The organism is Bradyrhizobium sp. sBnM-33 (assembly GCF_032917945.1).
Lineage (GTDB): Bacteria > Pseudomonadota > Alphaproteobacteria > Rhizobiales > Xanthobacteraceae > Bradyrhizobium.
The window spans coordinates 6,760,820-6,784,589 of the sequence record NZ_CP136624.1; the positions used below are offsets into that span (position 1 = coordinate 6,760,820).

At 63.7% G+C, this 23,770-nt stretch carries 22 protein-coding genes; 8 read left to right on the forward strand and 14 right to left on the reverse strand.

The features are described from left to right. Positions 1-158 precede the first annotated feature (158 nt). The 5 genes from RX328_RS31940 to ccmI all read right to left on the reverse strand — a co-directional run bounded on the left by RX328_RS31940 (position 159) and on the right by ccmI (position 4,877). Positions 159-683: a DUF1993 family protein gene (locus RX328_RS31940; RefSeq protein WP_213251784.1), complete on the reverse strand. Its 525-nt coding sequence runs from the start codon at positions 681-683 to the stop codon at positions 159-161. Between the two features lie 76 nt (positions 684-759). After that, a complete protein-coding gene (locus tag RX328_RS31945) occupies positions 760-1,257 on the reverse strand; it encodes a cytochrome c-type biogenesis protein (protein ID WP_213251783.1) in 498 nt (165 codons plus the stop codon). Between the two features lie 4 nt (positions 1,258-1,261). Beyond that, positions 1,262-3,244, reverse strand: coding sequence for a heme lyase CcmF/NrfE family subunit (locus RX328_RS31950; RefSeq protein ID WP_213251782.1), 1,983 nt, complete (start codon positions 3,242-3,244; stop codon positions 1,262-1,264). Beyond that, positions 3,241-3,732, reverse strand: coding sequence for a cytochrome c maturation protein CcmE (gene ccmE, locus RX328_RS31955; protein WP_213251781.1), 492 nt, complete (start codon positions 3,730-3,732; stop codon positions 3,241-3,243). The genes RX328_RS31950 and ccmE overlap by 4 nt, the downstream gene beginning before the upstream one ends. Before the next feature lie 41 nt (positions 3,733-3,773). After that, complete coding sequence (gene ccmI, locus RX328_RS31960; RefSeq protein ID WP_213251780.1) at positions 3,774-4,877, reverse strand: c-type cytochrome biogenesis protein CcmI; 1,104 nt, start codon at positions 4,875-4,877, stop codon at positions 3,774-3,776. A 321-nt stretch (positions 4,878-5,198) separates the two neighbouring features. Between ccmI and exbB the strand changes: the two genes are divergently transcribed. From exbB to RX328_RS31975, 3 genes are read left to right on the forward strand one after another with little or no spacing between them, the layout of a single operon-like run. Continuing rightward, positions 5,199-6,038 (forward strand): tonB-system energizer ExbB, encoded by an 840-nt coding sequence (gene exbB, locus RX328_RS31965; protein ID WP_249726410.1) that lies wholly within the window; start codon positions 5,199-5,201, stop codon positions 6,036-6,038. 5 nt (positions 6,039-6,043) lie between these two features. Then, positions 6,044-6,469 carry a TonB system transport protein ExbD gene (exbD, locus tag RX328_RS31970; RefSeq protein WP_213251778.1) on the forward strand — a complete coding sequence of 142 codons (426 nt, stop codon included), beginning with the start codon at positions 6,044-6,046 and terminating at the stop codon, positions 6,467-6,469. After that, positions 6,466-7,221 carry an energy transducer TonB gene (locus RX328_RS31975; RefSeq protein WP_213251777.1) on the forward strand — a complete coding sequence of 252 codons (756 nt, stop codon included), beginning with the start codon at positions 6,466-6,468 and terminating at the stop codon, positions 7,219-7,221. Before exbD ends, RX328_RS31975 begins: the two co-directional genes overlap by 4 nt. Before the next feature lie 52 nt (positions 7,222-7,273). On the opposite strand, the gene RX328_RS31980 is transcribed toward RX328_RS31975, so the two are convergent. Beyond that, on the reverse strand, positions 7,274-10,435 hold the full coding sequence (locus RX328_RS31980; protein WP_213251776.1) for a TonB-dependent receptor domain-containing protein: 3,162 nt from the start codon (positions 10,433-10,435) through the stop codon (positions 7,274-7,276). Between the two features lie 268 nt (positions 10,436-10,703). Here RX328_RS31980 and mntR point away from each other — a divergent pair, with 268 nt between their 5' ends. Further along, on the forward strand, positions 10,704-11,144 hold the full coding sequence (gene mntR / locus RX328_RS31985; RefSeq protein WP_247513973.1) for a manganese-binding transcriptional regulator MntR: 441 nt from the start codon (positions 10,704-10,706) through the stop codon (positions 11,142-11,144). A 22-nt stretch (positions 11,145-11,166) separates the two neighbouring features. Here the strand turns inward: mntR and RX328_RS31990 are convergent, their stop codons facing one another. The 4 genes from RX328_RS31990 to RX328_RS32005 all read right to left on the reverse strand — a co-directional run bounded on the left by RX328_RS31990 (position 11,167) and on the right by RX328_RS32005 (position 15,292). Next, positions 11,167-12,573 (reverse strand): hypothetical protein, encoded by a 1,407-nt coding sequence (locus RX328_RS31990; protein ID WP_213251775.1) that lies wholly within the window; start codon positions 12,571-12,573, stop codon positions 11,167-11,169. A 162-nt stretch (positions 12,574-12,735) separates the two neighbouring features. Beyond that, positions 12,736-14,109, reverse strand: coding sequence for a sensor histidine kinase (locus RX328_RS31995; RefSeq protein ID WP_213251774.1), 1,374 nt, complete (start codon positions 14,107-14,109; stop codon positions 12,736-12,738). Positions 14,110-14,207: 98 nt separating this feature from the next. Further along, positions 14,208-14,879, reverse strand: coding sequence for a response regulator transcription factor (locus RX328_RS32000; protein ID WP_028348898.1), 672 nt, complete (start codon positions 14,877-14,879; stop codon positions 14,208-14,210). Positions 14,880-15,139: 260 nt separating this feature from the next. Continuing rightward, entirely contained in the window at positions 15,140-15,292 is a 153-nt protein-coding gene (locus tag RX328_RS32005) for a hypothetical protein (protein ID WP_213251773.1), read from the reverse strand. Positions 15,293-15,552: 260 nt separating this feature from the next. Between RX328_RS32005 and RX328_RS32010 the strand changes: the two genes are divergently transcribed. Together RX328_RS32010 and RX328_RS32015 are read left to right on the forward strand one after the other, a co-directional pair. Beyond that, positions 15,553-16,536: a Ku protein gene (locus tag RX328_RS32010; protein WP_213251772.1), complete on the forward strand. Its 984-nt coding sequence runs from the start codon at positions 15,553-15,555 to the stop codon at positions 16,534-16,536. Positions 16,537-16,568: 32 nt separating this feature from the next. After that, entirely contained in the window at positions 16,569-16,805 is a 237-nt protein-coding gene (locus RX328_RS32015; RefSeq protein ID WP_213251771.1) for a hypothetical protein, read from the forward strand. Positions 16,806-17,038: 233 nt separating this feature from the next. Here RX328_RS32015 and RX328_RS32020 read toward each other — a convergent pair whose 3' ends face one another. Next, entirely contained in the window at positions 17,039-17,203 is a 165-nt protein-coding gene (locus RX328_RS32020; RefSeq protein ID WP_213251770.1) for a Flp family type IVb pilin, read from the reverse strand. A gap of 216 nt (positions 17,204-17,419) precedes the next feature. Here RX328_RS32020 and RX328_RS32025 point away from each other — a divergent pair, with 216 nt between their 5' ends. Continuing rightward, positions 17,420-17,587 (forward strand): hypothetical protein, encoded by a 168-nt coding sequence (locus RX328_RS32025; RefSeq protein ID WP_213251769.1) that lies wholly within the window; start codon positions 17,420-17,422, stop codon positions 17,585-17,587. 65 nt (positions 17,588-17,652) lie between these two features. On the opposite strand, the gene RX328_RS32030 is transcribed toward RX328_RS32025, so the two are convergent. Beyond that, positions 17,653-19,236 (reverse strand): porin, encoded by a 1,584-nt coding sequence (locus RX328_RS32030; RefSeq protein WP_213251768.1) that lies wholly within the window; start codon positions 19,234-19,236, stop codon positions 17,653-17,655. 394 nt (positions 19,237-19,630) lie between these two features. Here RX328_RS32030 and RX328_RS32035 point away from each other — a divergent pair, with 394 nt between their 5' ends. After that, complete coding sequence (locus tag RX328_RS32035; RefSeq protein WP_213251767.1) at positions 19,631-21,265, forward strand: thiamine pyrophosphate-requiring protein; 1,635 nt, start codon at positions 19,631-19,633, stop codon at positions 21,263-21,265. Between the two features lie 13 nt (positions 21,266-21,278). Here RX328_RS32035 and RX328_RS32040 read toward each other — a convergent pair whose 3' ends face one another. Together RX328_RS32040 and RX328_RS32045 are read right to left on the reverse strand one after the other, a co-directional pair. Then, positions 21,279-22,853, reverse strand: a complete 1,575-nt coding sequence (locus tag RX328_RS32040; RefSeq protein ID WP_213251834.1) for an MDR family MFS transporter — start codon at positions 22,851-22,853, stop codon at positions 21,279-21,281. Positions 22,854-23,014: 161 nt separating this feature from the next. Beyond that, a complete protein-coding gene (locus RX328_RS32045; protein ID WP_213251766.1) occupies positions 23,015-23,530 on the reverse strand; it encodes a YcgN family cysteine cluster protein in 516 nt (171 codons plus the stop codon). Positions 23,531-23,770: the final 240 nt, after the last annotated feature.

Sequence of the window (23,770 nt, forward strand, 5' to 3'; positions counted from 1 at the left end):
CGGCGCAGGAGCTCCTCCTGCGCCGATTCTCCTTCCTACAGCTTTAGCTGATCTGGATGCCGTTGATGTCGAACACGAATTACCACATCGACGTAATTCTGGAAGTTGGTGATGCGGGCGCGCAACGATCGCGTCCCGACTCGCCGCGCAAACCCGCCTCAGCTCTTCTTCATCTTCATCCGGCCCATGAAGTCCCGCTTGCCGAGCGGCACGCCGTTGGTGCGCAGGATGTCGTAGGCGGTGGTGGCGTGGAAATAGAAATTGGGCAGCGAGAACGACATCAGGAAGCCTTCCGCCGTGAAGGGCAGCTTGTGATCGCCGAGATGAAAGACGACGTCGCGGCCGCCGAGCGCGTTGACCGCCTCCGGCGTCCAGTCCTCCAGAGCCACGCGGGTTTGCGCGACCAATCCCTGCAATCCCGTATAATCATACGGCGTCTTGGACGCGGGCGGACGAAATTCGCCGCTTTGCACGCCCTCGATAGCGCCGCGCGAATGCTGGGCGACGGAGATGATCTGGAAGCGCAACGGCAGCATGTCGGGCGCAAGCCGCGCCTCGACCATGGTGTCCGGATCGATGTTCTTGTCGCGGAAATGAACGAGGCCGCGCTCGAGGAAGCCGCTGACGGCGCCAAGGGTCTGCAGGTAGTTCGCCACGCTGGCGTCGTAGAGTGAAAGGGCCATGTCCCGGTTTCCCCCTGGTTATGTTTATTTTGACAGGGGAGTCATAGCTCAAGCCCGCCCGCTTGCAATGGCGGGCTCAAGCCTTTTTGTCCGGCGCATCGGCTGCGAGCAAGCGCTCCAGCCTCGCCTCTTCCTCCTCCGTCAGATGCAACAGCGAAGGATCGGTCGCGCTGCCGGTATCCGAACGGCGGCGGTTGTAGAACCAGAGCGCCAGCCCGCCTCCGGCCAACGCGAGCGGCGGCAGCAGCCACAGCAATAGCGTATGCGGCGTGAAGCGCGGCTTCAGCAGCACGAACTCGCCATAGCGCGCGACCAGAAAGTCGATCACCTGGCTGTCGCTGTCGCCGGAGGCGATCCGCTCCCGCACGAGTAACCGCAGGTCGCGCGCCAGCGGCGCGTCGGAATCGTCGATCGACTGGTTTTGGCAAACCATGCAGCGCAGCTCGCGCGACAGGTCGCGGGCGCGGGCTTCCTTCGCCGGATCGGCCATGATCTCGTCGGGCTGCACGGCGTGAGCGGCCGGCGCGGCTGACAGGACGGCAGCAATGAATACGCTGGCAAAGAGCTTCTTCAACGGCTCACTCCGCCGGCTGCAGCGCGCGGGCGGCCTTGGCAGGCTTCGGCGCGCCGACGCGCAAGCGTCGGTCCGAGAGCGACAGCAGGCCGCCGAACGCCATCAGGACAGGTCCCCACCAGATCAGCAGCACCAGCGGCTTGTGATAGATGCGCACCGCGATGGCGCCCTCCGCATTGGTGTCGCCGAGCGAAATGTAGAGCTGGCTGGCGCCGCGGGTCAGTAGCGCCGCCTCGGTCGTTGACGAGCCCCGTGTGGTGAAGTTGCGCTTCGACGGCGTCATCACCTGGAGCGTCTCGCCGTCGAGCGCAACCGTGAACTGCGCGATCATCTCACGGAAGTTCGGTCCCTGCCGTTGCGTGATCTCGTCGAGCTTCAACCGATAGCCGGCGACGCTTGCGACATCGCGCGGCTTCATCGTGCCGATATATTCGCTGTTCCAGGTGGTCTCGCAGACGATGCCGATCAGCGCGACGCCAATGCCGGCATGCGCAAACGCCGTGCCCCAGGTCGCGCGCGGTAGCCCACGCGCACGGGCCATCGCGGTGGCCAAGGGAACGCGGAACAATCCCGTACGTTCGACGAGATCACTCAAGGCGCCGCCAATCACGAATATCGCAAGCCCGATCGCCAGCGGGGCCAGCGTGGCTCCGCCATGGGTCCATGCAAACAGCACTGCAATCGCGACCAGCGCCGCGATGCCGGCCGCTGTCAGCCGCTGCGCCGCGCCGAGGAGATCGCCGCGCTTCCATGCCAGCAGCGGCGCAAACGGCATGGCGACCAGGAGCGGTACGAACAGGGGCCCAAAGGTCAAGTTGAAGAACGGTGCGCCGACCGAAATCTTGTCGCCGGTCAGCACTTCCAGCGCCAGCGGATACAGCGTTCCGATGAACACGGTGGCGCAGGCCGAGGTGAGAAAGAGATTGTTGAGCACCAGCGCGCCCTCGCGTGAGACCGGCGCGAACAGCCCGCCCTGCTTCAGCGCCGAGGCGCGCCAGGCGTACAGCGAAAGGCTGCCGCCGATGAACAGGCACAGGATCAGCAGGATGAACACGCCGCGCGAGGGATCGGTCGCGAACGCGTGCACCGAGGTCAGCACGCCCGAGCGCACCAGGAAGGTGCCAAGCAGTGACAGCGAAAACGTCAGGATCGAGAGCAGGATGGTCCAGACCTTCAGCGCGTTGCGCTTTTCCATCACGACGGCGGAATGCAACAGCGCGGTGCCGGCGAGCCAGGGCATCAGCGAAGCGTTCTCGACCGGATCCCAGAACCACCAGCCGCCCCAGCCGAGCTCGTAGTAAGCCCAGTACGAGCCCATTGCGATGCCGAGCGTGAGGAAAATCCACGCAACAAGCGTCCACGGCCGCACCCAGCGCGCCCAGGCCGCGTCGATCCGGCCCTCGATCAAGGCGGCGATCGCGAACGAGAAAGAGATCGAAAACCCGACATAGCCGAGATAGAGCATCGGCGGATGCACGGCGAGCCCGATGTCCTGCAGCACCGGATTGAGGTCGCGGCCTTCGATCGGCGGGCTCGCGATCCGCAGAAACGGGTTCGACGTGACCAGAATGAACAGATAGAACGCAGCCGCGATCCAGCCCTGCACCGCCAGCACATGGGCGCGCAGCGACAGCGGCAGATTGTTACCGAAGGCGGCGACCAGGCCGCCGAACAGCGCCAGGATCCCCACCCACAGCAGCATCGATCCTTCGTGATTGCCCCACACGCCGGTGATCTTGTAGAGCAACGGCTTCATCGAGTGCGAATTCTCGAACACGTTGACGACGGAGAAATCCGAGTTGACGTGCAGCGTCACCAGGGCCGTGAACGAGGCCGCCACGAACAGCAATTGCGCCAGCGCCGTGGAGCGCGCGACGTTCATCAGCGCGTGATCGCCCCAGCGCGCGCCCAGCATCGGAACTGTGGACTGGATCAGCGCAAGTGCGAGCGCCAGCACCAGCGCGTAGTGCCCGGCTTCCGCGATCACTTCGCGGTCCCCTGCACCGGCGCAGATGCGGCCGTGGCGCCGGGCTTTGCGCCGTAGTCGTCCTTCCAGTGCCCCTGCTTCTTCAGCGCGTCGGCGACGTCCTTGGGCATGTAGGTCTCGTCATGCTTGGCCAGCACGGTATCGGCCTTGAATACGCCTGACGCGTCGAGCGCGCCCTCGGCGATGACGCCCTGCCCTTCGCGGAACAGGTCCGGCAACAGTCCCTTGTAGGCAACTGGTAGCGTGGCGCTGCCGTCGGCGATGCTGAAATTCACGGCAAGGTTGTCGCCGCGCACCAGCGAGCCCGGCTGTACCAGGCCGCCGAGACGGAACCGCTTGCCGGGTGGGATCTGCTTTTCCGCCGCCATGGTCGGCGTGGAAAAGAACACGATGGAGTCGCGCATCGCGTTCAGCACCAGCGCCGCCGCAACCGCAAGCACCGCGAGCGAACCGCCGATCATGGTCAAACGCCGCTGCTTGCGCGTCATCAATATCCCCTGCCTTCGTCTTTGGGTTCCGCCATCCAGCTCTATCCATCAAGCCCGAGATTTTTCAGGCCTTCATTGAGCTGGCGCAAGCGTTCGGCATCGCCCGCGACCGCCTGGCGCGCTTCGGCGCGCGCGCTCGTCGCCTTGTCACGTTCGCCCATCACCATATAGGCCCGCACCAGCCGCAACCAACCCTCGACATCGCTGCCGTCCTGCTTCAGCCGCGCCGCCAGCCGATCGACCATGCCACGCACCATCATCCCGCGATCGGCCTCGCTCATGTCCCTGGCGGCGGCCATTGCATCGTTGGAGAGCGCCGGCGCGACGGGGGCGCCGACCCGGGTCAGCGCCGCCTCGACCAGCGGCCGCCACGGCGCGTCCGCCGACGCTTTTGACAGCATCGCCTGCCAGATCGCGGCGGCATCGGCCTTCCGGCCGTCCTGTTCGGCAGCGAGCCCGAGGAAATAGCTAGCCCTGGGATCGTCGGGGTTTTGCGCGACCGCGCGCTCGAATTCGACCTTGGCATCCGCCGTGACGACGCCGCCCGCGCTGCCAACCAGCGCTTCACCGAGATCGGAGCGGCGCTCCGCGCTGTCGCCAGCATGTTGAATCGCGTTGCGGTAGGCCCGGACCGCGTCGTCGAAGCGACCGAGCCGCGCCAGCACGGGCGCCAGCACGGTCCAGCCGCGACCATCGGTCGGATTTTTCTCCAGATGCGCTTCGACCTGCGCCACCATATTTTCGAGCGGCTGGCTGGCGTCCGCCATACGGGTGCGTGAGGCGAGCGGGAAATCACCAAGACGCGGCGATCCCAACGCGAGGTAGAACGTCACTGCCGCGATCGGCAACCCCACCAGCGCGACGACGGCCGAGGCACGCCGCAGGCCAAGGTTGGCCCGCGCCGGCAGGTTGCGCTCCGCGTCTGCGGCTGCAAGCAGGCGGCGGCCGATTTCGACACGCGCGGCTTCGGCTTCGGACAAGCCGATCAGCCCGGCTGCGACATCGCGGTCGATCTCGGCGAGCTGATCCTTGTAGACGACCGCCTCGCTGCCGCCGGGTTGTGCAGAAGAGCTGCGGCTCAACGGCCAGAGCACGGCAAAAATCGCCGCGACCGTCATCAGCGCGAACACAAACCACAGCGTCATCAAGTAGTTCCCGGGCGGAACGACGCCTTTCAGGCAAGCGCCGATGCGCCGCTTTACACCACCGGCGGTAAGCCCGGCAATTGACAATTGCGGCAGAAAACCGGGAAGCGGGCCTACCGCCGCCAGCGATCCGGAGTTCCTCGGCGCAGGTCGCCTGGCTTCCCCGCCGAACCGCGGCTCGCAAATCCATCAACGGGAAATTGCAGCGGAGCCAGCATGCACGAGCGCGGGACCGCGCCCTCTGGCCTAAGTGTTTACACCAAGACGTAGGCGATGCTACACAATAGGGCTGAGACATTAATTGCGTGCAGAGGCAGATCGATGCGACCCTGGAAAGCATTTCGACGTGGCGCTGTTCCGTTCAACCTCTGTCGCAGCGTACCGCTTCTGTCACCTCCGTTGCTGTTGCTGTCATTTCCGGCCGCCGCCCAGGACGCAACGGAAAGGGCAGCGATCGCGGCTGCAGTGCTGCCCCGCGATCTCAGCCCCTGGGGCATGTTCATGCAAGCGGACGCCGTGGTCAAAGCAGTGATGATTGGCCTGGTGTTTGCGACCGCGGTCACCTGGACGGTGTGGCTCGCAAAGACGATCGAGCTGATCAAGGCGCGACGGAATGCCCGACACGCTTTGCGCGAACTCGCCAATGTCCGGAACGTAGAAGACGCCGTGCGGCAGGTGCCCGAGGGCGCGGTTGCCCAGTTGCTCGAGGGCGCCCTGGCGGAACTCCGATTGAGTACCGATCGAATGGACAAGGAGGGGATCAAGGCACGGATCGCCTCCCGGCTGCAGCAGATCGAGGCGGCGGCAAGCAGGCGCATCGGACTAGGCACCAGCGTGCTTGCGACCATTGGATCGACCGGCCCCTTCGTCGGACTGTTCGGCACCGTCTGGGGAATCATGAACAGCTTTATCGGAATCTCGAAGTCACAAACCACCAACCTCGCCGTGGTCGCGCCCGGAATCGCCGAGGCGCTGCTGGCGACGGCACTCGGGCTGGTGGCGGCGATTCCCGCGGTCATGATCTACAATCTCTTTGCACGCCAGATCGCCTCATACCGGGCGCTACTCGGCGACGGATCCGCAGAGATCACGCGACTGGTCGGCCGCGAGCTCGATAGCGGTACCATGCTGGTGCGGCGGCACCTCGCAGCGGCGGAGTAGCAGCCATGGCCGCCAGTCTGAACCAAGGCAATGGCGATCTCACCGAAGTCCATGAGATCAACGTGACGCCTTTCATCGACGTCATTCTCGTCCTGCTCATCATCTTTATGGTTGCCGCACCGCTTGCGACCGTCGATATCGCCGTCGATCTTCCGGCGTCGAACGCCCAGCCACAGCCGCGGCCCGACAAGCCGGTCTATCTGACCGTGAAGCCGGACCTGTCGCTTTCCGTCGGGAACGAAACCGTGGGCCGCGGCGCGCTGCCCGGCGCGCTCGATGCGAGCACCAGCGGCCAGAAGGATACCCGCATTTTCCTGCGCGCCGACAAGCTCGTCCCTTATGGCGAGGTGATGCAGGTCATGAACATGTTGCGGGCCGCCGGCTACCTCAAGGTCGCCCTGGTCGGAATGGAGCAAGCTTCATCGCCATGATGCAGCTTGCGGCCGAAGATCGTTCCGACCTTCGACGATGGATGTTCAGCAGCCTCGCGGTGCTGTGCATCTACGCCGGATTGACCGCCACGCTCGCCACCTGGCGCGACGTGGACGACAGCGTGGCTGCCGAAACTTCGGGCGCGATCGTGGTCGACCTGGCGCCGCTAGCCGCAGCACCAGCGACGACGCCGACCGACATTGCGCCCGGCCCGGAGCAGGTGATGTCGGAGGCGCAGCCGGTAGCGAAGCCCGAGGAGACGCCGCCCGATGAAACGCCCGAGTTGCCGCCCGCTCCAAATCCGGACGCCGCCGTGGCGCTGCAAACCAGGCCGCAGCCTGACGTGACGCCGCAGCAGCAGGCAGCGGCCGCCACGACATCAGCACCGCCCGCGATTAACGAGCGGATCGCACCGGTCGCCGTTGCGCCGACCAAGGGTGTGCCGAATGACAAAAATTCGGAGGCCGTGGTGACATGGCGAACCCAGGTCCTCGCTTTGGTCGAAAAGAACAAGCGATACCCGGAAACCGCGCGGTCGCGGCGCGAGCAAGGGACGGCGCAGGTGTCGTTCACGCTGGATCGCAAGGGAATGGTTGTCAGCGCGCGGGTAACTCAAAGTTCGGGATCCGGCGCCCTCGATGAAGAAGCGCTCGCGCTCCTCAAGCGCGCGCAGCCCTTCCCTGCCCCGCCTGCAACGTTTCCCGGCGAATTAGTTGTCGTCAGGCAGCCGATCCGCTTCACCGTCAAATAGAGCGTGCGAAAAGGCTGACTGGTCGTCGAGTTACGGGCATCAGTTCGATGCGTTAATCCACCACGATCGCGCCGCTGCCAAAGCTGTAGTTGACGCCGAGCCTGACCCCATCACTGGTCACCCGCGTGTTGGCGTCGAACGCAACCGCGGTGTTGACCGCCACAGGCGGTGTCGAACGCACCGAGCCAAAATCCATGTGGAGATATTCGAGCTTTGCGGTCCAGTTGCCGGTCAGCCGCGTCTCGAAACCGGCGCCGACAGCCCAGCCGAACCGATACAAGTGCCGATCCAGAGACGCCGTCGTCGCGACACCCGCATTATCGAAACCTGCAACAGCCGTTGACGTCGTTATCTTGCTGAACGGAACGCCCGCGGTGGCATAGGCAAGCAGGTCCGGCGTCACAAGCGTTCCGACGCGCCCGCGAACCGAAGCCGCCCAACCCAGACAATAGTCCAGACTCGCCGTCACGGTGGCATCGAGCGGAGCGAGCGCCGGGTTGCAGATGTTGCCGGGGCAAGCGGTGGTGCTGCTTCCGCGCTGATTGCGATATTCAAAATCGCCTTCAATGCCTGCCAGCATCCGGCCCGATGTCCAGTTATAGCCAGCCTGTGCCCCAATACTGGCGGTGTCGTGCGTGGACGATAGGCGGGCTCCGGCAAGCGAGGCACCGGTTGCAGCATCGTTGAACGCAGCGTTGGTAACGCCCTCACCCCGCAAATATCCGACATTGCCGCCGGCATAGATGCCGGCCCAGTTCCAGGCCGCCGCTTCCTGCGCGGGGCTCTTGTAATAACCGTTGCCGTCCGGCCGTCTCGCCGTGCCGATCCAGGTGCCGGGCGGGCCGCTTGGCCGGTCGATACCGTATTTGACGTTGAGAAACAGCTTGAAGCCGCGACCCGGTTGCAGAATCTCGTCCTTGTGAAATTGAACGGAGTTGCGAATGTTGGCGTTGAGCAGATTGTCGCCAACTATCCCGGTCGCGACCTCAACCGCGCCCCACGGCGAATCCTTCCAGAACTTCCGGTGCTCGAGCTGCACCTTCACCAAATCGTATCCGGCGGTCGCCGTATCGAATTGTGGGATGTCATTCTGCGCAAATGCGTGCAACACGCCGACGCGCGCGAACCAATTGTCGTTGCGCCAGTAAACGCCGCCGCCGAGGCGCATCGGAGGAATGCGCGGCACGTTGCTGCCGTCAGTGAACGTCGCCCGCACAACATCATATTGGCCGTCGAAACCAAGGGTGCCATTGGCAAGTTGTGCGGCGTCCCACTGCAACGCCAGTTCGCCGCCGCGGAAGGTCGCGTCACGCTGATCATAGTTGACCTGGATGTAATCGGTGCCGGCTCCGCATGACGCAAACGTTTCCTGGCAGAAGATGCCGGTGGCGCGCGAGAAAATGAATTTCTCGTACGACGTGTAGTAGGCATTTGCGGCTAACCTGAAATCGCCATCCGTGCGTTTCAAGCCGATTTCCGCGGTCTGCGCGGTTTCGATTCCGAGGTTCGGGTTGCCGATCTTGAACGTCTTCTCCGAGCCATCGGGACCCTGGGCGAACAGTTCGAGCGCGCGCGGCGCACGTTCGATCCGTTGCAGCGTCAAGCTGGCCACCAGCGAGGATGGAAGATCCTTGATGATGCCGAAGCTGACGCTCTTCGGTATGAAGTCGAGCTTGGCGGCGGCCCTGCCCGGCTCATCCGGTGGTGGGAGAAAGTTCGGCGGAAAAGTGAATGCTGTTCCCGCGACATTGACTCCCTCGATGCGACCCGCCAATTGCGTACGCAGCGTGTCCGTGTGCCTGACTTCATTGAGGAAGTACGCCGCCGCCGTTCTGGTCTGGGCCGGAAGCAAGATCGCCTGCCCTGCCGTGTCGAGTTGCTGGTAGGCGCCTTGCGCGCCGAAAATGCTGGTCAGCGGACCGATCGGCGTGGCGAACGGCGAAAGCTCGAACTCGAGCTTGCCCTCGGTCTGCCGATTCTTGAAAGTGGCGGTAATCTCCTGGAAGCCGGTGGTGGCGAGCACCGTCTCATCGTGCCGGTACTCCGAATACCCGGTCCAGTACCTGATCGCGGCAAGTGCGCTTGCGTCCGGGCGATACTCGCCCTTGGAGCTGATCTTGGTTTGCTCGAGGTCGTTGTGCTGACGGGCATCCGCGGTCGCAATACCGGGGACGTAGTAGTCGCTAGTGAAGCGCGAGACGGCGATGCCGGCATAACCGCCATCGAAAAGCCAGGAGCCGCCGACCGCCGCGCCTGCGCTTTGCGAAGCGGAGTTCGGCTGCTTGCCGTTGAAGGCAGGCGCAGGGATCGGCGGGACCAGATACGGGTAACTCGGGACGCTGTAATCGCCGGAGGAGCGCCCGTAGATGTCGGCATGAACGGCGGCGTTGCGGCCGCCGGCATCCAGCAACAGGCCGCTCTCCCATCCCCTGTTGACGCTTGTCACGCCCGACCTCAGCTCTGCAGCCACTCCCCCGAGCGGCGCAGCGGTCGGAATCCGGTTGTTGTTGACGTCGACGACGCCGCCGACGGCCTGCGACCCGAAGCGGAGCGCACCCGGTCCGCGAATGACGTCGACCTTCTGGATGGCGAGAGGATCGATCGGCACCGCGTGATCCTGCGCGATGTCAGACACATCGACCGCACCAACGCCGTTCTCCTGAATGCGGACCTTTGCGTCCGACAGGCCACGCAAGATCGGGCGCGACGATTCCGTGGCAAGCCCCGCCGAAGTTGCGCCGGGCATATTGGTGAACAGGCTGCCGAACCCGCCGTTGCTGCTGCCGGTCTGGATCTGGTTGCTTCCGATCGTCGACAGCGGCGCGAAGGGCGGATTGAAGGGCGAGGTCGGGGTGGTGGTGGGCGTTGGGCCCGGCAGCGGTGCCGCCACGGTCGTCGAACGCCGACCGGGCTCGCCGCGCGCAGCCCGCCGCGCGGGTTTAGGCTGACGCCCCTCGACGGTCACTTGCGGCATGTCGATTTCCGTCGGCGCGCCCGGCGTGGCTTGCGGTCCGGCCGGCGCGGTCTGCGACGGAGCCGGCTCCGCCGGGGCTTGCCCCGCTGCCGGCGGTGCCGGAGCGGCTGGTTCGGCGGGCGGCGCGGCCTGGGGCGCCGATGGCGCGGGCGCTGCGGTCTGCGCGGGCGCCGCGGCGTGGCCCAACCAAACCACGGCCAGTGCCGATGTACCCACAAGGGCCATTCGCGTCGCGCGCATATTCATCCCCAGCCGATCGCGCTTCAGCAACAGCTATTTGATAAGCCGCAACACCAAAACGTAGGTAAGGCTACATGTTAATGCTGGACCGTTATCTGTCAAGATGCTGCGAATGACTCGCAAATGCCAGACGCTCCGCCTGTTGCAGATCGGCGACAAGCGCCAACTTGCAATGTGGTCGGCAGCACGCCATGGTCGCGCCTCGTCTGAATGGATTCGCCTGGAAGGTGCAGTGGTGCGTAAGCCCTCGACAAATCGGGCCAAGCCGATGCAGCCGCTGCCCGCGGAACAAACGCAGGCGCGCCGCTTCGGAAAGGCACGATCGGCGCGATCGACCGCTGTTCTGGAAGACTATGTCGAATTGATCTCTGATCTGCTCGGAACGACCGGCGAGGCGCGCCCGACCGACATCGCGCGCAGGCTGGGCGTGTCGCATCCGACGGCGATCGACACCATTGCGCGGTTGAAGCGCGAAGACCTGGTTACGGCCCGCCCCTATCGCGGGGTGTTCCTGACCGAAAAGGGTGAGACCCTCGCCAAGCGCGTCCGCGCCCGTCACCGTCTGGTGGTCGACGTCTTGCTGGCGCTGGGCGTCCCGCAGGAAGCCGCGGAGGCTGATGCCGAGGGCATCGAACATCATGTTTCCGATGTGACGCTGAAGGCCTTCGCCGAATTTCTTCGCAATGCCAAGGATCGACGCAAGGCATGACGCGATAGAATCGAGACCGGCGCTAGCCTGCCCTGGTCGATTTACGCTTGCCGGTCACGGCATTTTCGGCGGCTCTACTCATCAGCGACGCATAGTCATGGCCGAACAGGATTTCGCAGAAGCGGATCGCCGCCTTGGCCTGCATTTGCCGGTAGGCGCGCGCCCTGGTGTCGGCGCCGCGCAGCGCCTGCACCAGGCTCTCGGTGGAATGCTCGACGTAATGCTGCAGGTCGGAATAGGTCCGCAGGGTGACTTCGTTGATGGCGAGTTCGCTGGCATAGGTGCGGCACACCGCCACGAAGTCGATCAGGGCGGCGATCTCTTCGACCTCCGCGGCATCGATCTTCGGCGCCGAAGCGATATCCTTGTCGGCACGCTGACGCAGGATGCGGCGGACCCGGCCGGGCACGCTCTCGATCTCCGACCGCAGCGAATTGGAAATATCGGCCCGGATCGACGTAAGCTGGCGGCCCCACGCGGAATCGTTGCGCAAATCGAGCTCGGTGCGCAAGCCCCGCACGCCATCGTGCAGGATTTTCAATTGGTCGCCGACATTATCGAAATGGCCGCGCCTGATGTCCGTGCGCAGGCAGGCGGTAAGGAACGAGAGATCGTGCAGCGCGATCGTGACGGCGATGCCATAGGGCGTGGCTGCCACGCGAATCTCGTCGTCGGAGGCCGCCATCTTGACCGCGAGACGGATGATCTGCCACGGCGCCGCCAATCGCTGCATGATTAGCGCCAGCGCGAACGGCAGCAATTGCGGCGTCTGCAACGAGGGCACGTTGAGCGCCGACGTCACGGTGTCGAGCTGGGAGGGCGTCAGCGCCCGAATCTGGCCGGGAAGCCGGCTGCCGAGCGTCTCCATCGCCTCACGGGCCCGCAGCACCGCGCCGATCGATAATAAATCCTCGACGACATTCGGCGAGCCAATGCGCGAGAGCGCACGATGCCTGTCCTCGCCCTGCACCGGAGTGGCGATCTTGACGATCGCCTCGGCTGCGGCGAGTTGGAATTTGCGGGTCGCGGCTTCGAGACCTGCGGTGGAGCCGCTCAGCCTGATCTCGTTGAGTGTCGTTTCGAATGCACGCACGGCTTCGGGCGCGCCGTCGCGGCCCAGCCATTGCCAGACCGGCAGCAGCGACGCGCGTCGGATCTGCCCGGCGCGCACCGGAAAATTGCCCTCGACGAGAAACGGCTCGAGCGGACCGTACAACAGCCGCGCCGGATCGTCCGTCCGCGGACGCGCCTCGTCGTCTTCCTCGGTCCCACGCACGACTTTGCGCAACTGCTCGAGCACGAAATTGGCGACGGCGAGGTCTTCCCCGCGCTCGATGGCGCGCTCGAACTCCCGCATCAGCAGCGCCTGCGATTGAGGCGGGAGCTGGGCGAGATAGTCCCTCAGCCGCTCTGTCGATGTCTGGCTCATTCGCCTGGTGTGGATATGTTTGTGTCACGCGGACGGCAAAGCGCGTCCACCGCCGATTTTAGAAGTGTGCGCGTTAAGAAGCCGTTTAGGAATAACGAAATCGCCCCGGGCAGTGCCGGATAGCACCGCTTCAATCCCAGGTAATTCGGCCCGATAAGGCGTTCATATCCCCGGCAACACCAGCTCTGCCCGCAGCCCGCCGATCGGGGCATCGCCCAGGACGAGGCTACCGCCATAGAGGGCGGCGAGATCGACCACGATCGAAAGCCCAAGCCCGGAGCCCGGCTTGGATTCGTCCAGGCGCTGGCCGCGCCGGGACACCTGCGCGCGCTCGGCAGCGGACAATCCGCGGCCATCGTCATCGACAATGATGCGCAACCGCGGCCCGGTGCCTGATACCGCCGGCGATTCCGCGCGCACCTCGATGAATACCTGCGAGGCCGCCCATTTGCAGGCATTATCGACCAGATTGCCGGCCATCTCCTCAAGATCCTGGCGCTCGCCGCGGAACTTTGCCCGCGGGTCCGCCTTGACCACGATCGTGACGCCGCGATCCCGGTGGATTTTTTCCATGGTCCGCCGCAGCGCCTCGATGGCGGGCGCAACCTCGGTGACGGTGCCGACGATGGTGACGCGCGCGGCGATACGAGCGCGCTCGAGGTGATGCGCTACCTGATCCCGCATCACAAAAGCCTGCTCCAAAACCTTGCTCGCAAAGGGATCCACCGTGTGGGCGGAGGCCTCGTTGACGATCACGGACAGCGGCGTCTTGATGGCATGGGCAAGGTTGCCGACATGGGTGCGGGCGCGCTCGACGATCTCGCGGTTGGCGTCGATCAGGGCGTTGGTCTCGCGCGCCAGCGGCGCGATCTCGACCGGAAATTGGCCCTCAAGCCGTTCGGCGCGTCCGGAGCGGATGTCGGCGATCGACTCCGAAATGCGCTTGAGCGGCGCCAGCCCGAAGCGGACCTGGAAGATCGTGGTCAGGAGCAGCACGATCCCGAGCGCTGCGAAGGTGCCGCCGAGGTAATAATCGAAGGCGCGGATTTCGTCGAAAATCTCGGATGCGTCGCCGGCCACGCTGACCAGAAACTTGCCGTCGGCGCCGAGGTCGACCGGCCGCTCGACCACCCTCAGATCCTGGCCCTCTGGACCGTCGACGTAGCCGAGACGGATTCCGGCCGGGGTCAACTCCGCGCCGATATCCTCGAGCTTCGGCAGCTTCTTGTCCCACAGCGAACGCGAGGCCTTTGTTTCGGCCTTCTCGTCGGTCCGGACGATCTGCCAGTACCAGCCGGACAAGGGCAGCTCGAACAGCGGTTCGCCGAGCGACTGGAACTGGTGCTCAGGCGGCTCGTCCGGCGTTGCGACTTCGGCGATCAGGGTGCGGAGGTAGAGGTTGAGGCGGCGGTCGAAGGCGCGCTCGGTCGCGTTCCGGTAGACCGATGACAGGATCACGCCGGTGATGACCAGGATCACGACCACCCACGCGGTCGCCGACAGGAACAACCGCGTGGCGAGCGAACTTCCGCGCATCAGAACAAGATCCCGAAAAGCGTATCCCCAGGCTCCAATCCTGCGGATGGAGACCGGCCTTCGGATAAGATCATGCTCGAATAAAAGAGCAAGGCTCATCAGGCGCCCGGTGACGGCGGCGTCAAGAGATAGCCGAGCCCACGCACGGTCTGGATGATATCGACATCGAGCTTCTTGCGGATGCGGCCGACGAACACCTCGATGGTATTGGAGTCGCGGTCGAAGTCCTGGTCGTAGAGATGCTCGACCAGTTCGGTGCGCGACACCACGCGCCCGGTGTGATGCATCAGATAGGCCAGCAGCCGGTACTCGTGCGAGGTCATCTTGACCGGATTGCCTGAGACGCTGACCCGCCCGGTGCGGGTATCCAGCGAGACCGGGCCGCAGGTCAGTTCCGACTGGGCATGGCCGGTGGAGCGGCGCAGCAGCGCGCGAATGCGCGCCAGCACTTCTTCGAGGTGAAACGGCTTTGCGACATAGTCGTCGGCGCCGGCATCAAAACCCTGCACCTTGTCGCTCCAGCGGTCGCGCGCGGTGAGGATCAGGACTGGCATGGCGCGGCCGTTGCGGCGCCAGGCCTCCAGGACCGAGATGCCGTCCATCTTCGGCAGCCCGATGTCGAGCACGACGGCGTCATAGGGCTCGCTGTCGCCCAGATAGTGCCCCTCCTCGCCGTCGAACGCGCGATCAACCACATAACCGGCATCCGTCAAAGCCGTCGTAAGCTGACGGTTGAGATCCGGATCGTCCTCAACGACAAGCAGGCGCAAGCTGGCCTCCAATAGTGAGCCCTACAATATCAGTTCTCATGATGAGGCTCAGCGGGGTGAACGGGCCATGAACGAGGCACACCGGGCAGTGTGACTTTTTCGTCATGACGCTTTCCGCGGGCCGGGCGCGCCCGCAAACCAAACGCCTAACATGCCCGATTGGATACCCCAAGGGGGCCCGGCATACGGCAACGGCTCCCGAACGGTGGGACCCCCTTCCCGGCAGCGCGGGTAAACACCGCGCAGGCTCGGTCAGTCTCTTACGTGCGGAAGAATACGAACCAGACGATGCCAAGGATCAAAATCGCGAGCCCGGTCGATACCGTCAGGAGTGCAAGGACGGACGGACCGGGTTCAGCTTGGCGCGCCTCGGTCGGGGTTTCGACGATCTGGCCATGTCGTTTCGTTGCCATGGGGACCTCTTCGAGTAAGTGCCTGTAATGTCAGCGAATGCTCCGACACCGCCTGGGAAAGCAACGCATGATCGAAAGTGATGTTCCGGGCGTTTGGGCCGTGTCGCGCGGCCGCCATGTTCAAAAGGTCGCAGGCGCGCCGCCGAGCCGGCCCGCTCGACGGTTAACGCCGTTGCTAGATTCCGTAGCCCGGCATGTTTGAGAGAGGGACATCCGATGGTATTCTTGCCGGCCGTCTGTTGCGTTTTCGGAGTATCCCCATGGCCCCCCGCGCCAATTGGAAGGGTTTTCTGCGCCTGTCGCTCGTGACCTGTCCTGTCGCCCTCTATCCGGCGACCTCGGACACCGAGAAGGTCTCGTTCAACCAGATCAACCGCAAGACCGGCCACCGCATCAAATACGCCAAGGTCGACGCCGAGACCGGCGAGGAAGTCGCCAACGAAGACATTATGAAGGGGTACAAGATCGACACCGACACCTACATCGAAGTGTCGAAGGACGAGCTTGACGACATCGCGCTGGAATCGACCCGCACCATTGAGATCGACGAATTCGTTCCGAAATCCGATATCGACGGCCGCTATCTGATCCGTCCCTATTATCTGGTGCCGGACGGCAAGGTCGGCCACGATGCGTTTGCGGTGATCCGCGAAACCATCCGCAGCATGGACAAGGTCGCGATCGGCCGCGTGGTGCTGACCAACCGCGAACACATCATCGCGCTGGAGCCGCTTGACAAGGGATTGATGGGAACGCTGCTGCGCTACCCTTACGAGGTCCGTAGCGAGAAGGACTATTTCGAAGACATCCAGGACGTGAAGATCACCAAGGATATGCTTGATTTGGCAAAGCATATTGTCGAGCAGAAGTCCGCCTCATTCGAGCCCGAACAGTTCGAGGACCGCTACGAGCAGGCGCTGATCGACCTGATCAACCAGAAGCGCAACGGCCTGACAACCAAGACCAAGGCGGCGCCGAAAACCACCGGCAACGTCATCAACCTTATGGACGCGCTCAAGCGCAGCCTCGCCAGCGAAAAGGAAGCCGCCCCTGCCAGGGCGCAGGAGAAAGCCCAAGAGAAATCCAAAGGCAAGAAGCCGCGCAAGGCTGCTGCTGGCCAGCGTGAAATGCTGTTGCCAATCAGCGGCAACGGCAAGCGCGCCGCTAAGGAAGCGCCGAAGGAAGCTCCGAAAAAGGCGGAGAAGCCGGTGCGCACCGCCGCCCGCACCAAGAAGGCCGGATGATCGGGCAAGGAGCGCGATAGCATCCAGCCGCGATGCCCTGGTCGACGCCGTTCGACGATCCGATAACGCTTCGCGGCGGAGGCAGGCTCGTGACGCTGCAGCAGGCCGCCGACCATGTCATGGCATTGCCGGAAAATGTGCAGCACGAGGCGCACTGGCAGATCGCGGTCGAGAATCTGATCAACGCGGCGGAGACCGGCGGCGGCTGGCTGATGTTTGCGCGAATCGCGATGATGCGGGCTCTCAATGCGGACGGGAACGGCAAATAGCGCCGGTTTCAATCCCCGCCACCATCCCCGTCCCCGCTGCCAAAGTCCAACCCGCCATCGCAATTGCCAGACGACCGGTCGTTGACCATCCAATCGATCGGCAGGGCTGCGACCAATATCACGGCGAACACGCGCCACGGATTTTGCTGGACATAGGTCAGGATTGGCGGACCCCAAGTCATCAACAGCGGCCCAAACAACAGCTCCAGCGTGATGTCTGTGCGGGCTTCCCGCTATTTGAGCGAGGTGCTGACGTCGGTGAATTTGGTGCTGAGCATGCTGCCGACGCCGTTGACGGCGGTGACGATCACGATGCTGATGCCGGCCGCAATCAGGCAATATTCGATGGCGGTAGCACCGCTTTCATCGTCGACAAATCGTTCCAGTAATCGACGCATGGACAAACTCCTGTCGACGCTCCCCGAAATTCTCCCGCGCCATATTGCTTAAACTCTAGGTCGGAACGGTTGAAGAGGCCTTGCCGAACAGAATGAACGATTGATTAAGGCTGACGAGGAATCCCGCCCCGGATTCCTACGGTACGGAAAATTTACCATCGATTGTGTGCCGACCGGCCACCCTCGCCCGATCGGCGTCTTGCGGAGTGAGCGCACATGATTGCGCAGAAGCGCGAACCGGGAAGGAATTACATCGGTCTGTTGCACGATGAGACCGAGGAGCAGCGCGTTGCCGACATCTCCACGGCCGCGAACTACCCTATCTTGGATCAGATACTCGACCTGATTGCGGCGATGTTCAGCCGCCGCAGCGGAGCGAGGTAGCCACCCCGCCCGCCGCGGTGTTTGAACAACGGACCGGGCAATGGGCCCGGTCCGAGGCTTCGTTCTTAGAAGTTACGCTGGGCGCGGAACTGGAGCAGGACGGTGTCCTGATCCTTGAACTCGTAAAGCGCGTTCGGCTTCGGAGCGGTTGCCGTGAACACCGACGAGCCCGACATCTTCTGATCGAGGTGGAACCATTGGACTTCGCCCGAGAATGTCAGGTTCTTGACCGGGGTCCAGCGGGTCACGACGCCGAGCTGCGAGACGTTGAAGTCGGGGTTGCAGCTGTAGGTGCCAGCCGCGGAGGCAACACCGGTCTGACCCGGATGGCTGGCCGCAAAGGCGTTGCAATAAGCGCCCTTGGCCGTCGTGGTCCCCGCACCCACCAGGTTGTCGTCGGCTCCGCCGTCATACCTCACGGCGGAATAGCTGCCGAACAGGGCGGTCGACCAGTTCGGATTCCAGTTGTGATTGAACGCGCCGCGGACACCCCAGGCCGTCGTCAGGACGATACCGCCGGTACCGGCCGCGCCCGGGAAATAGACGCCGTCGGTGGTCGCGCCGAAGCCAACGCTCTGGTAGCCGAAGCCGCTATCGCCGAACATCGCAAAGTTCGGCGAGGAGCCGCTCGTGGAGATGACATACTTGGTGGCGCCCTTGGCGTAAGATGCGTCGATCTTGATGTCGTCGCCGGCACCGGTCGGAAGGTTCTTGATCTGCAACGCCGCCATCACCGCGCCGCCCCACTTGCTCTCGGGGTGGCCGCTGATTTCGGAAAGCCCGGTCGGCGCGGCGCCGGCGCCCAGCGTGTTGTACGAACCGCTCACTTCATGCGCGGCAGCCGAAAGCTGGAACAGACCCCAGGCCTGATCCACCCGGATTCTGCCGACGATGTCGGGCGCGTGCACGCCGGCATAGGCGTTCGATCCGGTTCCGTTGGCGCCGATCGCCGAGGGGATGCTCAGGTTGTAGACAGCGGTGCGATCCCACACGATGGGGTCGTCGAGACCGATCGAGGCTGACACGCCATTTCCGAACTCGGCAGTATACTGAATGTTGTTGACGCCGGTGTCGGTATTTTGGCCGCCGAGCAAGTTGGAGTTGATATTGCCCGGGAAACCTTGCCACGGCGTGGCATAGGCCGAGGCGGACTTACCGAAGGTGAAACCGGCGAACTGAATGAAGACGTATTCGACCGCGACATAGCCGCCGCCGGCGGTCGACAGCGAATTCGCACTGAATGGCAGAGTCGGATTGACGCTGCCGCCACCGACATTGTTGAACTGGAAGTCGCCCTGGCCGAAGGTGCGGACCACACCGTACTCGGTCGCGGTACGGGTATCGATCGTCAGCGCCATACGGGAGCGGGCGACAAAGGAATCGCGATAGCGGTTTTGCTGGCCGAGGTCGCCGTTCCAGGCCGGGGTGCCGTGCGCCCCGCCATTGAAAGTGACGTCCGCACGCAGATAACCGCCGATCTTGATGCAGGTGTCGGTGCCCGGGATGTAGAAGAAGCCCGCGCCGTAAAGCGAGCAGATCCTGACATATTCGACCGCCTTGGCCTTGACAGGAAGGTCAGCCGCCTGTGCCCCGCCCAAGGCGATCAGCCCTGCCGCCGAGCTGAGAATTAAAGTCCGCGCCGTTTTCATTATTACAGTCTCCTGTTCGCGATGCCCCGCGACTTCTGCAAGTTGTGTCCCGCGATGCCCCGCGTTTCATGCAAATGCATGCGCACACACCTAGTGCAAAAATCTCCAGTGAGAATGACAAGACCGTGAAGCCGCTTCGGTTGGCCGGCGGCTGTGATTTTTTCGCAACGCAGCAGCGTCGAAGCAGAGTCAAAACGATCCACTTTCGCTCAAGCTCGGGCGCTCACAGCAAGAATATTCTCCCCGCTTGCCTCATCTTTTGGCTTGAGCGGAAAAACGCATATCAGCACTTCCCAACGTACGCGCATCCGCGCTTTACCGAGTCGGAAAATCCTGTCCAACTGTCGCAAATCGGCTGGACCAAACCGGCCTGTATCGAGGGGAGAAGACCGTCATGAAGCTCGGCGCCGCCATTGCGGAAATCATGAAGCGGGAGGGAATCGAAATCCTCTGCGGCTATCCGGTCAATCATCTCATCGAATATGCCGCCAATGCCGATATCCGCCCGGTGATGGTGCGGCAGGAGCGCATCGGCGTGCATATGGCGGACGCCATCTCGCGCGTCACCTCCGGCCGCTCAATCGGTGCGTTCTGCATGCAGCACGGGCCCGGCGCCGAGAACGCGATGGGCGGTGTGGCGCAATGTTACGGCGAGTCCGTCCCCGTGCTGGTGCTGCCGATGGGCTATGCGCGACGACTCGCCAATATCGATCCGAACTTCAATTCCAGCCAGGCGATGAAGGCGTTCTCGAAATCGTCCGAGCCGATCAACATCGCGGCGGAAGTCTGCAACATTTTCCGCAGAGCCTTTACCAAATTGAAGAACGGCCGCGGCGGACCGGTGATCGTCGAAATCCCCGCCGATATGTGGAACGAGGAAGTGCCGGAACCTTTGAACTACACACCGGTGCTGCGCACCCGCTACGGTGCGGATCCCGTGCATGTAAAGGAAGCCGCGGCCCTCCTCGTCGCAGCGAAGCGTCCGGTGATCTATGCCGGCCAGGGCGTGCATTACGCAAAGGCCTGGCCGCAGCTCAGACGGCTGGCCGAGCGCCTCGCCATTCCCGTCACGACCAGCCTTGGCGGCAAGTCCTCGTTTGCGGAGACGCATCCGCTATCGCTGGGTTCGGGCGGTCTTGCCGTGCCGCGCGCGGTGCCGAAATTTTTGGGCGACGCCGACGTGATCTTCGGGATCGGCTGCTCGTTCACCGAGACCTCGTTTGGCATCGCCATGCCGAAGGGCAAGACCATCATTCATTCGACGCTCGACCCGAACCATCTCAACAAGGATGTCGAAGCCAAGGTCGGTCTGGTCGGCGATGCCGCCCTGGTTCTCGATGCCTTGCTGGACGAGATCGGCAAGACCGTTACGTCCGATCGGGATGCAACCGCGGTCGCCGCCGGGATCGCTGCTTCCCACAAGGAATGGCTGGCGAAATGGATGCCGAAGCTGACACATAACGACGCGCCGCTGAACCCCTATCGCGTTTTGTGGGACCTGCAGCACACCGTCGACATCAACAACACCATCATCACTCACGACGCCGGCAGCCCGCGCGACCAGCTCTCGCCGTTCTGGAAATCGGTCGAGCCTTTGTCCTATATCGGCTGGGGCAAGACCACACAGCTCGGCTACGGCCTTGGCCTTGCGATGGGCGCCAAGCTGGCAAAACCCGACAAGCTCTGCATCAATGTCTGGGGCGATGCCGCGATCGGCTTCACCGGCATGGATTTCGAGACCGCGGTGCGCGAACGCATCCCGATCATGTCGATCCTGCTGAACAATTTTTCCATGGCGATCGAACTGAAGGTGATGCCGATCTCGACCGAGAAATACCGTTCCACCGACATTTCCGGCGACTACGCCGCGATGGCGCGCGCCTTCGGCGGCTATGGCGAGCGGGTGACGAAACCGGAAGACATCATCCCCGCCATCAAGCGCGGTATCCAGAAGACGCAGGAAGGCGTGCCGGTGCTGCTGGAATTCATCACCAGCAAGGAGACCGAGGTTTCAAGGCCGGGGACCTGAGGGATCCCTCCCGTTATTCTGCCATCTCCGCCGGTGTCGAGGGGCCGGCCAGCGGCCGCTCCTCCATCGCGATGATGCAAAGCGCAGCGCAGGCCAAGAGCGCGGCGGCGGCGCCGAACACATAACGGAATGCGGTGATCATGTCGGCGACGGGGATCGCGTTCGCTGGGCCGCGATGTTCGCCGAGCGATATTCCCGCCCCCAGCGCCATCAACAGGATCGCACTGAATGCCGCGACCGTGAACGACGACATCAGCGCGCGGAAGAAATTCATCGCGCCCGTGACGGTGCCGATCTGCGGGCGTGCCACCGAGTTCTGCAGTGAGACCACGCTGACCGGAAACGTCGTGCCGAGCCCGAGCGCGAACAGCGACAGGACGATCAACAAGCCCCACAGCGGCAGCACTGTCACGGTCAGCACCATACCGAAGATCGCCGCCGCCGAAGTGCCTGCGATGGCCACGCGCTTGTAGTGCTTGGCGCGCGCCATGGTCCGTCCGGCGATCGCGGCACCACAGGTGGAGATCGCGGCGAGCGGAATCAGCGCCAGCCCGGCTTCGCTCGCGGTCAGATGATAGACGACCTCGTAATACAGCGGCAGATGCACGGTCAGCCCGGTGATGGCGCCAAGCGCGCAGGCACCCGCCACCATGGCGTATGGCGCTACCGTCCCACCAAGGAGCGGCAACGGCAGGAACGGCTCTTCGGCATTGCGCGCGTGCCAGACAAAGGCGAGCGCCAGCGCCACAGAGGCGCCGATCATCGCCATGATGGCGGGCGACAGCCAGGCATAACGGTTGCCGCCCCAGGTGAGCACCAGCATGACCACGACCGCAGACGCCATCAGCAGCACACCGCCGAGCCAGTCGACTTTGCGGCGGCGGTGGAACACCGGGATCTTGCCCATCTTCGGCAGCAGCAGAAACAGCGCGCCGACCGCAAGCGGCACGTTGATCCAGAAGATCATCGACCAGTGCAGATGCTCGGCGAACACGCCGCCGAGCACAGGGCCCATCAGTCCAGCCGCCATCCAGACGCCGCTGAAATAGGCCTGATACTTGCCGCGCTCGCGTGGGCTGACCACGTCGGAGATCACGGTCTGCACGACCGGCATGATGCCGCCGCCGCCAAGCCCCTGCAGGCCGCGCGCAACGATCAATACCGGCATGTTGGGCGCCACCGCGCAAAGAATCGAGCCGACCGTGAACAGGGCAAGCGAAACCGTGATCATGACGCGGCGGCCGTAGATGTCACTCAGCGTGCCGAACACGGGTGCGACCGCGGTCGAAGCCAGGAGATAGGCGGTGATGACCCAGGACAGGTTGCTGACGTCGTTGAACTGGCGGCCGATGGTCGGCAGCGCCGTCGCCACGATGGTCTGGTCGAGCGCCGCCAGGAACATCGTCAGCAGCAGGCTCATCAGGATGGTGCGGACCTCGTCCGGGGTCAGCGGCGCGGGCGGCGCAATCGGCGGCGCATCGCTGATCTCGATGACCTCTGTCGTGATGCGCGAGAGTTCGCCGCCGATATCGTCAGGCAATGTCGTCTGGTCGGCAGGCTCACGGCCGTGCCGCTGGTGCTGGTTCATGTCGAACGCAATATTGTTCTGCGCGGCCAACGCCGCCGAGATGGAATCGCCATATGCGAGGCACCATAGAGGGCCGTTTCCCTTCGCGGCAGCACCCTCCACGCATAGGAGCATCCCGCAAGCAGGTCGTCGCGTTTCCGTGATCGGAAAAGGGCTTGCGTTCAGACCTTCGGCCGCTTCTTGAGCCGCGCCCGCTTCGGCAACATGGCCGGCCATTGCACGATGTGGTCCTCTAGCTCTTCATCGGGGATCTCGTCCTCGGTGCCCTGGACCCGCCCGCGCACCGAAACGCCGGCCTCATGCACGGTGTTGGGATCGCCCGAGATCAGCGGATGCCACCAATAGAGATCGCGTCCCTCGGCGACCAGCTTGTAGCCGCAGCTCGGCGGAAGCCAGGTCAGGCTGCGGACATTCTCGGGTGTTAGGCGGACGCAATCCGGAACCTTGTCGGAACGGTTCTGGTAGTCCTTGCACGTGCACAGGCCGGAATCGAGCAGCTTGCAGGAAACATGGGTAAAGTAGATTTTCCCGGTATCCTCGTCTTCGAGCTTTTCCAGGCAGCAGCGCGCGCAACCGTCGCACAGGCTTTCCCATTCGGCGCTGGACATCTCCTCCAACGTCTTGGTTTTCCAGAAGAAACCCTCCTGACCGGAAGGCGATTTGCGCGGCGCGGTCATGCAATCAGTCGTTTCCTCGGGTCGGTCGGTTGCGGCCCTTCTAGGAGGTCCGCCGACGGGGGCGCAAGCGGGGCTCACTACGGAGCCAAAAGCCTGCAGCAGCGTTAGGGCTGACCACCAAAATGGTGAGCGAGAGCATTGGTTTATAGCCCCCGCTCGGATAGAACAATGGCGAGTCCCCGAGGCCGTAAAAGCGCCTTGGGTTTGCCGCAACGTCCAAGCAAGACGTCCCGACCGGCC

Coding starts and splice junctions, on each gene's coding strand:
- RX328_RS32020 (WP_213251770.1), bottom strand. CDS start 17,203: ATGCGTCGATTACTGGAACGATTTGTCGACGATGAAAGCGGTGCTACC.
- RX328_RS32015 (WP_213251771.1), top strand. CDS start 16,569: ATGCCCTGGTCGACGCCGTTCGACGATCCGATAACGCTTCGCGGCGGA.
- RX328_RS31980 (WP_213251776.1), bottom strand. CDS start 10,435: ATGCGCGCGACGCGAATGGCCCTTGTGGGTACATCGGCACTGGCCGTG.
- RX328_RS32010 (WP_213251772.1), top strand. CDS start 15,553: ATGGCCCCCCGCGCCAATTGGAAGGGTTTTCTGCGCCTGTCGCTCGTG.
- exbB (WP_249726410.1), top strand. CDS start 5,199: ATGCGACCCTGGAAAGCATTTCGACGTGGCGCTGTTCCGTTCAACCTC.
- ccmE (WP_213251781.1), bottom strand. CDS start 3,732: ATGACGCGCAAGCAGCGGCGTTTGACCATGATCGGCGGTTCGCTCGCG.
- exbD (WP_213251778.1), top strand. CDS start 6,044: ATGGCCGCCAGTCTGAACCAAGGCAATGGCGATCTCACCGAAGTCCAT.
- ccmI (WP_213251780.1), bottom strand. CDS start 4,877: ATGACGCTGTGGTTTGTGTTCGCGCTGATGACGGTCGCGGCGATTTTT.
- RX328_RS31995 (WP_213251774.1), bottom strand. CDS start 14,109: ATGCGCGGAAGTTCGCTCGCCACGCGGTTGTTCCTGTCGGCGACCGCG.
- RX328_RS31990 (WP_213251775.1), bottom strand. CDS start 12,573: ATGAGCCAGACATCGACAGAGCGGCTGAGGGACTATCTCGCCCAGCTC.
- RX328_RS32040 (WP_213251834.1), bottom strand. CDS start 22,853: ATGAACCAGCACCAGCGGCACGGCCGTGAGCCTGCCGACCAGACGACA.
- RX328_RS32025 (WP_213251769.1), top strand. CDS start 17,420: ATGATTGCGCAGAAGCGCGAACCGGGAAGGAATTACATCGGTCTGTTG.
- RX328_RS32005 (WP_213251773.1), bottom strand. CDS start 15,292: ATGGCAACGAAACGACATGGCCAGATCGTCGAAACCCCGACCGAGGCG.
- RX328_RS32030 (WP_213251768.1), bottom strand. CDS start 19,236: ATGAAAACGGCGCGGACTTTAATTCTCAGCTCGGCGGCAGGGCTGATC.
- mntR (WP_247513973.1), top strand. CDS start 10,704: ATGCAGCCGCTGCCCGCGGAACAAACGCAGGCGCGCCGCTTCGGAAAG.
- RX328_RS32045 (WP_213251766.1), bottom strand. CDS start 23,530: ATGACCGCGCCGCGCAAATCGCCTTCCGGTCAGGAGGGTTTCTTCTGG.
- RX328_RS31940 (WP_213251784.1), bottom strand. CDS start 683: ATGGCCCTTTCACTCTACGACGCCAGCGTGGCGAACTACCTGCAGACC.
- RX328_RS31975 (WP_213251777.1), top strand. CDS start 6,466: ATGATGCAGCTTGCGGCCGAAGATCGTTCCGACCTTCGACGATGGATG.
- RX328_RS32035 (WP_213251767.1), top strand. CDS start 19,631: ATGAAGCTCGGCGCCGCCATTGCGGAAATCATGAAGCGGGAGGGAATC.